At 36.1% G+C, this 13,929-nt stretch carries 15 protein-coding genes; 6 read left to right on the top strand and 9 right to left on the bottom strand.

Annotation, left to right across the window (positions count from 1 at the left end; translation table 11 throughout):
* Nucleotides 1-24: 24 nt before the first annotated feature.
* Together AC0INN_RS06970 and AC0INN_RS06965 are read left to right on the top strand one after the other, a co-directional pair.
* Entirely contained in the window at nt 25-927 is a 903-nt protein-coding gene (locus AC0INN_RS06970) for a TssN family type VI secretion system protein (RefSeq protein WP_306612465.1), read from the top strand.
* A 26-nt stretch (nt 928-953) separates the two neighbouring features.
* On the top strand, nt 954-2,093 hold the full coding sequence (locus AC0INN_RS06965; RefSeq protein ID WP_172282477.1) for a hypothetical protein: 1,140 nt from the start codon (nt 954-956) through the stop codon (nt 2,091-2,093).
* 131 nt (nt 2,094-2,224) lie between these two features.
* Here AC0INN_RS06965 and blaIND read toward each other — a convergent pair whose 3' ends face one another.
* Nucleotides 2,225-2,947 carry an IND family subclass B1 metallo-beta-lactamase gene (blaIND, locus tag AC0INN_RS06960; protein ID WP_306612463.1) on the bottom strand — a complete coding sequence of 241 codons (723 nt, stop codon included), beginning with the start codon at nt 2,945-2,947 and terminating at the stop codon, nt 2,225-2,227.
* Between the two features lie 417 nt (nt 2,948-3,364).
* Here blaIND and AC0INN_RS06955 point away from each other — a divergent pair, with 417 nt between their 5' ends.
* A complete protein-coding gene (locus AC0INN_RS06955) occupies nt 3,365-5,794 on the top strand; it encodes a TonB-dependent receptor (RefSeq protein ID WP_306612461.1) in 2,430 nt (809 codons plus the stop codon).
* 60 nt (nt 5,795-5,854) lie between these two features.
* On the opposite strand, the gene AC0INN_RS06950 is transcribed toward AC0INN_RS06955, so the two are convergent.
* Entirely contained in the window at nt 5,855-6,508 is a 654-nt protein-coding gene (locus AC0INN_RS06950; protein WP_172282483.1) for a metal-dependent transcriptional regulator, read from the bottom strand.
* Nucleotides 6,509-6,593: 85 nt separating this feature from the next.
* Between AC0INN_RS06950 and AC0INN_RS06945 the strand changes: the two genes are divergently transcribed.
* On the top strand, nt 6,594-7,625 hold the full coding sequence (locus tag AC0INN_RS06945; RefSeq protein ID WP_306612458.1) for a threonine aldolase family protein: 1,032 nt from the start codon (nt 6,594-6,596) through the stop codon (nt 7,623-7,625).
* Between the two features lie 48 nt (nt 7,626-7,673).
* On the opposite strand, the gene AC0INN_RS06940 is transcribed toward AC0INN_RS06945, so the two are convergent.
* Together AC0INN_RS06940 and AC0INN_RS06935 are read right to left on the bottom strand one after the other, a co-directional pair.
* Entirely contained in the window at nt 7,674-8,003 is a 330-nt protein-coding gene (locus AC0INN_RS06940) for a hypothetical protein (RefSeq protein ID WP_306612456.1), read from the bottom strand.
* Between the two features lie 58 nt (nt 8,004-8,061).
* Entirely contained in the window at nt 8,062-8,562 is a 501-nt protein-coding gene (locus tag AC0INN_RS06935) for a hypothetical protein (RefSeq protein ID WP_306612454.1), read from the bottom strand.
* A 239-nt stretch (nt 8,563-8,801) separates the two neighbouring features.
* On the opposite strand from AC0INN_RS06935, the gene AC0INN_RS06930 reads away from it, so the two are divergent.
* Nucleotides 8,802-9,773, top strand: coding sequence for a hypothetical protein (locus AC0INN_RS06930; protein ID WP_306612452.1), 972 nt, complete (start codon nt 8,802-8,804; stop codon nt 9,771-9,773).
* Nucleotides 9,774-10,036: 263 nt separating this feature from the next.
* Here the strand turns inward: AC0INN_RS06930 and AC0INN_RS06925 are convergent, their stop codons facing one another.
* From AC0INN_RS06925 to AC0INN_RS06905, 5 genes are all read right to left on the bottom strand, one after another.
* Nucleotides 10,037-10,594, bottom strand: coding sequence for a DUF4256 domain-containing protein (locus AC0INN_RS06925; RefSeq protein WP_172282491.1), 558 nt, complete (start codon nt 10,592-10,594; stop codon nt 10,037-10,039).
* Between the two features lie 150 nt (nt 10,595-10,744).
* Nucleotides 10,745-11,158 (bottom strand): DoxX family protein, encoded by a 414-nt coding sequence (locus AC0INN_RS06920; RefSeq protein ID WP_172282493.1) that lies wholly within the window; start codon nt 11,156-11,158, stop codon nt 10,745-10,747.
* A gap of 18 nt (nt 11,159-11,176) precedes the next feature.
* Nucleotides 11,177-11,755 carry a YdeI/OmpD-associated family protein gene (locus AC0INN_RS06915; RefSeq protein WP_273648132.1) on the bottom strand — a complete coding sequence of 193 codons (579 nt, stop codon included), beginning with the start codon at nt 11,753-11,755 and terminating at the stop codon, nt 11,177-11,179.
* Between the two features lie 135 nt (nt 11,756-11,890).
* Entirely contained in the window at nt 11,891-12,376 is a 486-nt protein-coding gene (locus tag AC0INN_RS06910; RefSeq protein WP_273648131.1) for an SRPBCC domain-containing protein, read from the bottom strand.
* Between the two features lie 73 nt (nt 12,377-12,449).
* Nucleotides 12,450-12,779, bottom strand: a complete 330-nt coding sequence (locus tag AC0INN_RS06905) for an ArsR/SmtB family transcription factor (protein ID WP_306612449.1) — start codon at nt 12,777-12,779, stop codon at nt 12,450-12,452.
* A gap of 497 nt (nt 12,780-13,276) precedes the next feature.
* On the opposite strand from AC0INN_RS06905, the gene AC0INN_RS06900 reads away from it, so the two are divergent.
* On the top strand, nt 13,277-13,882 hold the full coding sequence (locus tag AC0INN_RS06900) for a DUF1062 domain-containing protein (protein WP_306612447.1): 606 nt from the start codon (nt 13,277-13,279) through the stop codon (nt 13,880-13,882).
* Nucleotides 13,883-13,929 lie beyond the last annotated feature (47 nt).

Raw genomic sequence — 13,929 nt, 5'->3', positions numbered from 1 at the left:
CATTATAAATTTGAAAAACAACCAATGGAAATTTCTTCAGTAAAGGGAATCTTTTTAAGATATATTTTAATGCCTTTAATAGCAGTAATCATGATGGTTATACTCGGTATAATCAGAAGAAATAAACCTGCAATTAAAATTAAGGTCATTATTATTTATGTGCTGCTATGCAGTTTATGTTTGGCTTTGCCCGGATTTTTTGGGTTTGCCGGAAATCTATTTAACCCGTATTGGTATCTTATAGCACAAATCATTTACCTTATTTTTGGAATTATCCATGTCAACCTATTGGATAAATATTTCAAAAAACACATTGACTCATTGCCGATGAGCATTTTATTTGAGTCTATACTTTCATTAACGTGTATTGCTTTCGGAGGATATCTTTTTGTATTGCTGTTCAAATGGATGAGTGTGGGAACCGGTAATGCGGTCATGTCTGCAACGAGTGTTATCATATTTCTTGTTCCGATGGTGTTTCATTATTGCTATGTTCAGTTTATCAGTATTCCGGTGGATATTTATAAAACATGGCGTTATTCTCCAGAGCAGAGGCTTCCGGATTTTGAAGGCGCGGATTTTGATAGACTTATGGTATTGAATGTGGAATTGAGTAAAAACTTAGAAGATTCCAACAGGTTCAGAATTAAGGCTAAGACTTTGCCAACCGGAGTAACATTTGGAGACTGGTTTTATAGGGTAGTGGATGACTACAATCACAAAAATCCTAAATCGATCATTCACCTTACGGATGCAGACAGAGAATCTTATTACTGGATCTTTTATACTAAAAAATCATTTTTCAGCTTTAGAAAATATATTGATTTTAACCAGGATATTAATACAAACGGGATTTCTGAAAATGAAGTCGTAATTTGTAAGAGGGTTATTCAGCATGAAGAAGAAGGAATAACAAGAAAATCATAACCACACAAAATTTAAAAGTATTTAATATGATACAGCCTATTAAACATTTTGCAATCAATTGGGTTGACGGGATGAAAGTTTCCCAGAGACACCTGAATGATCAGGATAATTTTTTAATTGATACCATCAGGGATTCCAATTCATTGGGAATCACTCCTTATAATTACGGGCTTCTTCCTATCTCAAATGAATTTACAGATAAAACCATTTTTGATGTTCACAATACCGCGACGAATGATGTACAGCTGGTTATCAAACGTTGCAGTGCTGTAACACTGGCCGGATACAGAATGGAGCTGTCGGACAGAAGGGTAAGCGTAAAATCATTGGCGAAGTCCATGAATGAAGAACAGGCTGATGGAGAATATTACATTCTGATTTCAGTAAATCCGTTTGATAAAGTACCTTTTGGAGATATCGATCCTGAAGAGATCCCTCCAAGACACCCAAATGCCCAGCCGAATTACCATATTGAACTTCTTCCTGTAACGTCGCTCAACAGCAGCTATTCCGGAGGAAATTATCTGATCGTGGGAAAGGTTGATCTTAAAGGTAATATTGCCCAGGTTAATTCCAATTTTATTCCGCCATGTACTTCTATTCAGAGCCATCCTGTTCTTATTGATTACTATGGCAGTTTTGCTAAATCTATTGGAAATCTACAGCAGTATGCGTTCAAGATCATTCAGAAAGCTTCTCATAAAAATCAGAATACGGCACTGGCACAAAACGTTAAGTTTTTGTGTAATGCCATGATCAATACGTTCGGGGATATGTATTTTCAGTTCAGAAATGTGATTCCCTGGCAACCACCGGTATTTTTAATTGATTCTTTCGCAAAGCTGGCGCTTCGTCTTTATAATTCTACCCAGGTTCTGGTTCCTGCCGAGCTGGAAGAAATGCTGAATTACAGTTTGGAATGGAGTGAAATTGCCCCTCATACGTTATTGAATCAGCTTTCTATTGTTGCTGAAACCAATTATGATCATCACAATTGTGGTGAGCCTTTGCTTTATATCCAGCAGATGCTCAGAAGTCTTGAAATTATTTTCTCCAAATTAAGTGAACTTGATTATATCGGTCAGAGAAAAGAAAATATCATCGTTAATGAACAGGAAGTTTCCAATAACGCTAATCCGAAAAGAGGTTGGAGCGTATTGGATTAATTGATCCATATTAAAATATTAAAATCCCGTGTTACGGGATTTTTTTGATGAAACAAGCTTTGTAAACATGATTAACACAGCAGAAAGTATGTTTAAATAAAAAAAGCCCAGGCAAGTTGCCTGGGTTTTTGCTATTTTTTATTCAGGAGATCTATTGTATGCTCTACATGACCTCCACCTTTCCATTCATCATGTCCCGGAATAACCATCGTTGCTCCGGCATACCTGGATTTTAATTTTGCCATTGTCTGAGGCCACGCCTTTACATTAGCTTCTCCGGTATATCCTAAATCTGCCGCCATTCTGCTTTTTACCAGACATCCTCCATCTAATATATGGTATTTTGGGAACCATACCACTACATTATCTGCAGTGTGTCCCTCTCCAAGAAAATCAACGATAAACTCTTCTCCTCCAATGCGATAGGGTTTTCCTGTTTTTATAATTTCAGTAGAGGTTGCTTTTCCGTTCTTCTTTAAGATTTCGTTGGTTTTTTCCGTTGCATAGGTCTTGATGCCCTTGTTATTATAAAAACTGAGATCTCCTGCTCTGTCCTCATGGGAATGGGTGGCAAATACAGCAATAACAGGAAGATTATGGCGCTTTTGTATTGTATCTATCAGGCTTTGATACTGTGTTTTCTGCCATGGAACATCAAATAAAACGACTCCTTTTTTAGTAATAAGATATACTGCGTTGGTAGAATATTCCTTACCACCAAATACTCCAAAAGTTTTGTATATATACAAATTGGGCTTAATAGGTGGTTCTATTACAAAATCTCTTATCTGGGCATGGATGAACTGGCTTAGAAACACAATGGAAATAATCAGAAACTGACTTCTTTTTTTCATAATTTTTAGAATAATAATTTAATGATACTGCTTTTAAGAAGAATAAAAGTTGAAGCAGAAAGATTTGCAAACCTAATTAAAATAAAAATATTGACCATTTGCTGAAGAAGGTTTAACCCTTTTTTAACGATTATCAGTCACCATCATTCTGTATGAGGTAAATACTTGCTCGCAAATTTATCTGCATGATAATGTTGTGAAATCTCCGTAGTGGTTTTGAACAACCATTTTCACTTCGTCTGTGAAATTAACTTTGTTACTTTCAGGTAGGATTCCAGAGTAATGAGAAGAATATGATAAATAATTAAAGCAACATTGTTGCATTAATTAAAATTTTTATACTTTTGCCTTTGTTCACGAATAGGCTTTTTAATGTTTAGCCATAGCCTTTGATGATCATAGTTTAATACAATGTATATGAATTTCAGATTTATGCTGTCAGCATCCGGTATTTTTACTATTTCTATAGTAGGTGCCCAAAATGCACAATTAAAAGGAAGGATACTTTATGAAAACGGAGACTTTCCGAATACCGAAGTAATACTCAAAGGAACAAAAGAAAAGACGGTAGCCGACAAAACCGGTAACTACATTATGGAAAATCTGGTTCCGGGTAGTTATCAGCTTGTTATCAAGGCGAAAGGGTATGAGGAAGTGCAGCAGGACATTTTTGTAGAGAAAGCTTCTACGGCTATTCCGGATATTTTATTGTTACGTAATAGCAATACAATTGATGAAGTGGTTATTACTGGGGTTTCAAAAGAAACTTTAATTAAGGAAAATCCTGTTGCAGTGATCAGTATTTCTTCTAAACAGATTGAAAAATCGGTAGCTACCAATATCATAAGTGCCCTTGTAAAATCTGCACCGGGAATGAGTGTGGTAGAAACGGGACCGAATGTTTCCAAACCTTTTATCAGGGGATTGGGTTATAACCGGGTTTTGACTTTGTATGACGGGGTACGTCAGGAAGGTCAGCAATGGGGAGATGAGCATGGTATAGAGATCGGTCCCTATATGATTGAAAGGGCTGAAGTTATAAAAGGCCCTGCAAGCCTGATGTTTGGTTCTGATGCATTGGCCGGCGTTGTAAGTCTTTTTCCCTATATTCCGAATCTGGATGATGGAGTAGTACATGGTAAAATAACAAATGAATACCAGGGAAATAATAATCTTATCGGGAACGGAATGCAGGTGGGATACAAAAAGAACTCTTTTATAGCAGCCTTAACCGGCTCTTACCGAATGGCTAAAAACTTTAGAAATTCTATTGATGGAAGGGTCTACAATACCAATTTTGAAGAAAAGAACTTGTCTTTTTTATTAGGATATAAAACAGACACCCGTTTTTCTAAGATCAATTTTACATTATATGATAATCTCCAGGGAATACCGGATGGTAGTCGAGATCCAAAAACCGGAAAATTTACTTATCAGGTAGGAGAGGGAGATGATGATGATATGGAAAAAAGACCTATTGTGCCGGAAAAAGATCTTAACTCTTATGCTCTTTCCCCATTGCACCAGAGAATTCAGCATTACAGGCTATATGCTCAACATACCGAACAGTTGAAAAAAGGTGATCTGGATATCCAGCTGGCATTACAACAAAATATCCGCCGTGAATACAATCATCCTACATTTCCCTCCCAGGCCGGGATGTATGTACGACTCAACACGTTAAATTATGGGGTACGCTATAATTTTCCAAAATTTTCGTCTTTTGAAATTTCTGCCGGAGTGAATGGTATGATGCAGAATAATACAAATAAATCAGCAACTGATTTTCCTATTCCGGACTATGATCTGCAGGAGGAAGGAGTTTATGCTTATGTAAAATGGAAATACAAAAGACTCAACATCAGTGGTGGTGCGCGGTATGATCTTCGGAATATTCGATGGAGTGACTTTTATATAGGAACAAATCCTATCACCCAATTTGAAGAACACGTCCCATCATCATCTGCCAGTGCCGAACTTCGATTTCCCTTGTATCATAAAACATTCGGCGGACTATCTGCCAGCATAGGATCAGCGTTTCAGTTAACGAAGCACATCAGTCTTAAAGCAAATATCGGAAGAAGCTACAGAGCTCCTAATATCACAGAAATAGGTTCCAATGGATTGGATCCGGGAGCTCATATTATTTACAAAGGAAACAGGAATTTTGATCCGGAGTTTTCATTACAGGAAGACTTGGGAGTCAGTACACGCTTTAAAGATTTTTCTGCAGACGTGAGTTTGTTTAACAATAATATTCAGAATTATATATATCTTTCATTGCTTATAGACAGTCAGGGAAATCCTCTCGTCGATTCCCAGGGAAACAAAACCTACCAATATCAGCAGGCTTCTGCCCAACTTTATGGTATGGAAGCATGGCTTTCTCTTCATCCTGAGAAGTGGAAGGGATTTAATTTTGAAACCAGTTTTTCGGTTATTTATGGATTCAACCGGGAAAAGATGTTTAAAAACCAGGGAATCAACGGCGAATATCTTCCATTGATCTCTCCGCTGAGATTATCAGGCAATATATCCCAGAAAATAGCTACAGGTTCCACAATTATTTCTTCGATTACTCCAATGGCAGAAATAGAATATTCAGCTGCGCAGAACAGATACCTTAACCTCAATGGTACTGAAACTGCAACATCTGACTATACCTTATGTAATATAGGAACGTCCATGGCTATCAACTATTCGGAAAATCATTCCGCAGTCCTCCAGTTTCAGGTGAATAATGTTTTTGACCGTGCTTATCAGTCGCATCTTAGCCGTTTGAAGTATTTAGGCAATATTTATAATATGGGAAGGAATGTATCTTTAAAACTTATTGTTCCTTTTTAAGGATATAAAAAAAGTGGCCGGATTTTTTCCAGGCCACCTTATTTGTGTTATACTTAGGATTTACTTTTTTACCAGTATTTTCTCCGTCGCTTTTTTACTTAGAATTTCTTTTTTTCCTTCGATTTCAATTGTTACGGATTTATCGAAACTCTCAATTTTAATGATCTTTATCTTTGTATTCAGTAATAACTTTCTCTCCGTGAGATAGCTTAAGAAAGCATCATCTGAGAGTGTAACGGATGCAAAAACTACGGTTTCACCGACTTCGCAATTGCTCAGCTTCTGCAGATCCTGAGCAATAATATTTCCATCTTTATCGGGAATAGGCTCTCCATGGGGATCGAATTTCGGATGATCCAGAATTTCATCCATTTTATCAAAAAAGATCTGGGAGTGTACGTGTTCCAATTGTTCTGCAATTTCATGCACATTTTCCCAGCCAAAGTTCATTTTTTTCACCAGAAACATCTCCGTCAATCTATGTTTACGCACTACCAAAGCTGCTTCCCGTCTTCCTTTTTCGGTAACTCGGAGAGGTTTGTAGGTTTCATAAACAACCCAGCTTTTTTCTGCAAATTTTTTCATCATGTTATTAACGCTGGGCATTTTTACATTTAAAAATTTACTCAGTTCGTTAATCGTTACTTTCCCTTCATTATCAACCAAATGAAACAAAGCCTTCAGATAATTTTCTTCTGTTAATGTTGTTTTCAAAATGTTAGACGATTTTACCTACAAATCTAACAAAATATTGTGGAAATGTTGCGCTTGTTGTCTTCAATTTTTTTAATTTTGATCTATGAAATTTTCATTCAAAAACGATTATTCAGAGGGATGTCATCCCAATATTCTACAAGCACTTTTACGATCTAATCTCGAGCAGGAAGCCGGTTACGGGGAAGACCGTTTTTCTTTAGAAGCTAAACAACTGATCAGAGAAAAAATAGGAAAAAAAGATTCAGAAATTTATTTCGTTTCAGGCGGAACACAAGCTAACCTGATCGTTATTTCATCTATTTTAAAACCCTATCAGGCTGTAATTTCTGCTTCTACAGGTCATGTTTTAAATAATGAGACCGGAGCTATTGAAGCTACAGGCCATAAGATTCTAGGCATTGAAAAAGCAGATGGGAAATTAACGCCGGAAGATATCATAACGGTTTTGGAAAGCCATACCAATGTTCCGCATCAGGTGATGCCAAAATTGGTTTATATTTCCAACTCAACAGAATTAGGAACCATTTACACCGCCCGAGAACTGGAGGATCTTTCCGCATTTTGCAAAGAAAGAGGCTTGTATCTTTTTATGGATGGAGCAAGGCTTGGACATGGTTTAACGGCAGAAATAAGTGACCTGAGTCTTGAAAAAGTAGCCCGGCTTACTGATGTTTTTTATTTGGGAGGAACTAAAAACGGAGCTCTGATAGGGGAGGCAATTGTGATCAATAATCCTGTTCTTCAGGAAGATTTTGGGTTCAATATCAAACAGAAAGGGGCTTTGCTGGCAAAAGGAAGGTTACTTGGAATCCAATTTCTGGAACTGATGAAAGATGATCTGTACTTTGATCTGGCCAGACATGCGAACCAGCAGGCGATGAAAATAAAAAATGCCCTACAGGAAAAAGGAACTGCCTTTTTATCCGTGACTTATACCAATCAGATATTTCCCATTTTGAGTAATGAGCTTATCGATATTTTATCCCAAAAATTTGAGTTTTACATCTGGAAAAAGATCGATGACCAGTATTCTGCAATCCGGTTGATTACTTCTTGGAATACTCCTGACGAAGGCATCAATGATTTTATTGAAATTATTAACAGAGAGTCATAACTAAAAAAACAGCCATATGGCTGTTTTTTTAGTTTGCATCACTGCTGATTAACCGTGGGGATCTTGCCTAAGTATTTGCTTTATACCCGCAACCACTTCATCTTCAAGATGTTTTATTTTATCTTTTTTCATTCTGATATAAATAGCGATCGGAAAAGAGAAGATAAAATAAAATAGAGGAATATCACTGTTGGTTTGTGTAATAACGGTACCTATTCCCGGATTGGTCGTTATTTTTACATTTCCGGTAAGAGTAAAACCACTTGTACGAACCTGTAATGTTCCAAAACTTGTCTGAATTTTATATTGAGGAAATATTCTCCTTAAATCTTCGATAAATTCGGACTGTGAAAAAGGCCTGAATTGAAGTGTCTGCATAGAACATGATTTTGGTTTGTATTCGTGGAAAGTCGCTAATGTGATGCAAGAAGCTGTATTATTTTAATGCTTTGGATACAAGCGCACAATCAGCAACATTCATTTTCGGTCCATCTTTGTAAGCAACTTTCTTTTCGTCGGCATACTTACTTTGTCCGCCTTCTTCTTTATGGTCTCCAATTCCTTCAATTAATGTATTGTCTTTCTGAATAAAGAAAATATCGCGTTTACTTTTAGTACCTTCTGATTGGAATTCATAAGTGAGTTTTAATGTATCTCCTGATTTAAAGCCCGTTATATCTCCTTTAGAACTGTCCTTTTCGCTGTTTTTATAAGCTAATTTACCTGAGATGGTTCCCAGATTATCATCAATAGATGCAAAAACACTGTCTTTACCAATTACTCCTAAATAGCAAAATGACTTTGTTCCTAATGTATCAACCACTGGCTCTTCAACTGCAACAGAATCGGTTTCCACTTTTGGAGTTACAGGTTCCGATTTTTTATTGCAATTCATTAAAAAGAATGATAATGAACCCAACATAATTAATTTTTTCATATCCTTAGAATTATATTAAATCAAATTTCGATTTTGCTAAATTAACCAAACTATTTAAATCAAAGATATATTTAATGGAAATAAAATTTATTTTAAAAAAAAAACCGAAATACTTGTGTATATCAAATTTTTCCTAATTGCCGAGAATCGCTTAAAAAAAACTTTCCCTGATATTTTCCCGTATATCAAAAACTCATTTAGGCATAAAAAGTGCTTATAAAGGATAATAAAAATCGGATATGATAAAAAGTTTTAAAATATTTTGTCTTGCTTTCATTTTCTTTGGAGCAAGTTCTTTCAAATCTCAAAAACCTCAAAATTATATTTATACTTCTTCAGGTGATCTTCATGATCTGGAAAAAAAGATAAGAAGCAAAGAGATCGGAGGAGTTCAAATTGTGTATAATTGGAAATCTTTGGAAAAAGAAAAAGATGTTTATGATTTTTCCCGGATTGAAAATGATCTCAATTTCCTAAGCCAACTGGATAGAAAGTTGTTTATCCAGCTTCAGGACCGCTTTTTTGAACCCGAAGCCCGATACGTTCCGGATTATATATTAAAAGATAAGGAATATAAAGGAGGATTGGTTCCGCAATATGATAACCCTGGTGAAAATAAGCCTGTTGGGAATGGTTGGGTCACCCAACAATGGAATCCCGAAGTTCAAAAAAGATTTCAAAAGCTCATTGGCGCTTTAGCTGAAAAATTTGACGGAAGAATTCAAGGTATTAATTTACCGGAAACATCTATAGACATTGAGATGAAAAAAGATAAAACCGGTTTCAGCTGTGACCGTTATTTTCAGGCAGAGATCGATAATCTAAAGTTTGCAAAAGAGGTATTCAAAAAGTCCAACGTTTTGCAGTATGTAAATTTCTTTCCTTGTGAATGGGAAAATGATCATCAATATATGTCCAGGCTATTTAAATTTGCCAAAGAAAATAATGTGGGTTTAGGCGGTCCTGATATTGTTCCCAACAAAAAAGCCCAGATGAAAAATTCCTATCCCTTCTTTAATCAGTATAAAGGACAACTTTCTTTAGTTGCAATGGCAGTCCAGGAGCCAACACTCACATATAAAAATCCAAAAACAAAGAAACCTTTCACAAAAGAAGAGTTTGTAGAATATGCCGGGAACTATCTGGGTGTGGATATTATCTTTTGGAGCGTGGAAACACTGTGGATAAGGGAATTGAAAGTTGAAGAATAAGGGGGAGTTGTATTTGTGTTTGAGAGTCTGAGAGTTTGAGAGTTTGAGGGTTTGAGAGCTGCAATAAGGTTCAAGATGTAAAGTTAAGTTAAGAGTTGAAAGTTGAGAGTTATTACAATATAAATACTCTCAACCTTAACGATATCTAGAACCACCTACCAAATCAAACAACCTTATACCAACCCAGTATTCTACAACCCTAATACTCTCAAACTCTCAGACCCTCTAACTCTCAACCCCAAAACTCTCAAACACAAGTACTCTCAAACTCTCAAACTTCCACGAAATCCTCTTGCAGCGTAGTATGAATCTGCACCGTTGTGATACATGAAAACCGTATTGTACCGGCGGTCGCAGAAGATGGCGCCTCCCAATTCACGAATTTCAGGTGGTGTCTTTACCCAGCTGGATGTTTTCAGATCAAACTTTCCTAATTCCTGAAGTTGGCGGTATTGTTCTTCAGTTAGTAATTCAATTCCCATTTCTGACGCTTTGTCGATGGCATTACTTTCCGGCTTATTGGCTTTACGGGATTCCCAGGCCTGGTAGTCGTAACATAAGCTTCTTCGTTTTGGACTTTCCGGAGAGCAGTCGACAAAAATGTATTCATCGGATTTTTTATCGTAACCGATGACATCGGGCTCTCCTTCAGTATCTTCCATTTCAGAAAGTGACCATAATTTTTCAGGTTGTGCTTCAAGCCTGGTCTGGATCTTACTCCAGTCAAGGCCTTTGTGACGGCCGGTATTTTTTTCAAAACGCGTCTTCAGAATTTTTAAAAGCTCCTGACTCTGTTGTGAAGTTAATTTTTTCTTATTCATATTAATTTGATGTTTTTTTGTTATTCTTTAATGGGATGGGATTTCGTATAACACGTATTCCTGAAGTTACTGATTATATGCGTTTTAGGTATATTTTTTAAAATTTTTGTCTAACTGATCATGCAGATATTTTTAATCAGATTAAAAAACTTACAATACATTATTATTACCAAATCCAACTTTTCGGTCAGCAGGTCTGAAGTAATATGAAATCAGAGTAAGTACCAAAAGCAATAGTGAAGCAAAAATTTTACTTGAATTGTGATCTGAAGCAAGATGGGAAATAATAGCTCCTGACATCACGAAGAAAAATCCTGCATAAGCCCATTCTTTTAATAAAGGATACTTAGGAATAAGTACGGCGATGACACCCAGGATTTTCCATACTCCGATAATGGTCATGAGGTAAGCCGGATATCCAAGGCTGGTAAAGTTTTCCACTTCATCTTTATTTTTTAAAAGCTGAACCGCAGCAGTTGATACCATTCCCAATGCCAGCCAAAGGGTAAATATCCAATAGATGATCTTGTTTCTTTTTTCGGATTTGTTTGATTGTGTTTCCATAGTATAATTTTTTTGTGATTAGTCGTTAATTCCTTTACCGTCAAGAATTTGAGGAATGCATTTTTCAATTCTTGATTCACGGGTTTTACTTTGTTTAGCAGAGGAAAAATGGAGTAGGTAAGCCCTTTGTCTTCCCGGTGTTAAGGATTCAAAAGCTTGTTTTAAAACAGGATCTTTATCCAGCTTCTGTTGAAATTCTTCCACCACTTCGAATTCTTTGGTCTTTTTCATTTCAACTTTAATTCCCGATTCTTCAATTTCAACAGCCTCAAATATGTATTCCCGAAGAATTTTTTCAAGGTCATTAATCTGTTCCAGATCTGTAAAGCGGATTTGTCTTGCGGCCTGTACATTTTCCGTCTGTTGGATCAGAATGTTATCAGGATCCTTCATTAAAGCACCTTTAAAAAAGAGTAGGGCGCAATAGTCTTTGAACCCGTGGATCAAAAAAATATTTTTCCCTTCATAGGTATAACAGGGACATCCCCATTTTAAATCTTCTACAAGTTCGGTACTTAAAGCAATGATTCTTAATTTTTTAAATTCTTTTTGCCATTGGCCGGATTCGTTAAAGAAAAAGTCTGTTTTTGGATTCATGGTGTTTTGTGTTATAGGGTTTAGAGTGGGAGAGTTTTAGGGTTTGAGAGTGGGAGGGTTTGAGTGTGTGAGGGTGAGGTTTGCAGGATTCGAATTCCGGGGTTAAAAAATGAAATGGTTATTTTCCTCTAACTTCTAATCTCTAATTTCTAATTTCTCAATTCCCTTAACCACTTCCTGAAGTCGATTATGGGCCATATTGATTCCCTGGGCAAATGGTAATTTCAGGTGCTGGTCCCTGAAGTCTACGGATTTATAGATGGTTTGGATGGTAATTTTGCTGGTTGTGTCAGTTAATTTTTCAAACTCTAAAAACTCGATCTGAGCGGGGAAGGGTGTATTTTCCATTTGAAAGGTCCGGATTATTTTCTGATCGGGAATGATCTCATGGATCGTTCCGTTGGCACTGAAGACTACGTCGCCCTGCGGGTTTGAGGTTTCAAAACGGTAGCCGCCATGTTGCTTATTTTCCATTTTTACCACTTTAGTTCCCATCCATTGTTCTACCAATTCGGGTTCTGTGTAAGCTTTAAAGAGAAGATGGACAGGAAGATCAAATTCCCTGGTGATGAAGATTTCCTGCTTGCCGTCTTCGGCGTGAATTTTTGTTTTTAGTTCCATGTTTTTGGTTTGAGGGTTTTGGTGTTTGAGAGGGGGAGAGTAAGAGTTGTTAGGTGTAATTATTCATTGCCCATTACTTACTACTTATGTTTTGATATGCTTTCATCACGCTTTCCAGCTTATTGAATTTCTCATCCCACATTTTGCGGAAGGGTTCTATAAAATCGGCTATTTCTTTCATTTTATTGGGATTTAGGTGGTATATCATTTCGCGGCCGTTTTGTTCCTGGGTTAAAAGTTCACATTCCGTAAGGATCTGTAAATGCTTCGAAACAGTAGGGCGGGCAGTATCAAAATTAGAAGCAATGGCTCCTGCGGTCATTGATTGGGCCGCCATCAACATCAAAATAGATCTTCGGGTAGGATCTGCTATTGCCTGGAATACATCTCTTCTTAAATTCATCGTGTAGTTATTTGACTACAAATATATATGAAGTTATTTAGCTACGCAAATATTTTACAAAAAAAATTGAAATTGTTTTATATAAATCTTTTGTAAAGCATTGGATTGCGGCTTTGAGCCCGGAGACAGGGTAGTTGTAAAGGTTAGGAAAAATCATATTATTCTCAAAAAGCAATTGTAACGAATAAAAAACGATCAAATAATCGCTGTTTACAAGAGATTGATTATATTTATATCACAAATCAACGATCATTGAGAACTATTCTTAAACTTATAGTAGCTTAAAATCGGCCTCACAAACCACAGGCTGATTATTTCTTTATTTGGGTAATTCTATACCCGAACAGGTTTTTCATTTAATCATATTATTTATTGGGTTGCTTACAAAGGCAATTGCATGAATTATTTCTACAGTGTCCTGATCATCTTATGGATCAAGACTATAATATTATTAAATGATATCCCAAAATTAATGAAGAATAATAAGCATACTTTAAATGATACAATATATTTGGGAGGTAAAAATAATGAATACTCCCTTTTTAAAAAGAAAATGCAGTCATTGCAGCAGCGATAGATTTTATTGCAGTGAGAAGTTCAGGATGAACGCTCAAAAAAAGAATATTGATATATGGTTAATTTACAACTGTTTAAAATGTGGGAGCTCTTATAATATGACGATTTTTTCCCGTATAAAACCAGAAAACATAGATAAAAATCTTTTTAATAAGTTTTCGGAGAATTGTACAAAGACAGCCTGGGATTACGCGTTTTCCAGGGAAACAGCACGGAAAAATAATGTTGAACTGGATTTTGAGAGTGTCCGGTATGAGCTGGAGTATGAAAAGGTTTCAGCAGAAGATATTCTGAATGGTGACCATGATATCATAACCTTTGAAATTAAATATCCTTTTGATTTTAATCTTAAATTTTCATCTGTTATAAAAAAATGCTTACAGCTTTCGACAAATAAACTGAACCAATTGATCAAGGAAGAAGCAATACATATCCTGCAAGGGCCACTGCAAAAGAAGCATAAGATCAAGAATAAGGATATAGTACGGATAAACAGAGTAAGATTGAAAAGCATGTATAATAATTAATTATCACTATTTTGTGATTTAAATTAATTTTAAAACCCTCTTACCAT

Source organism: Chryseobacterium subflavum (genome assembly GCF_055762745.1).
The sequence above is the reverse complement of the archived record's forward strand: the minus strand, read 5'-3'. Positions and strand labels throughout refer to the sequence as shown.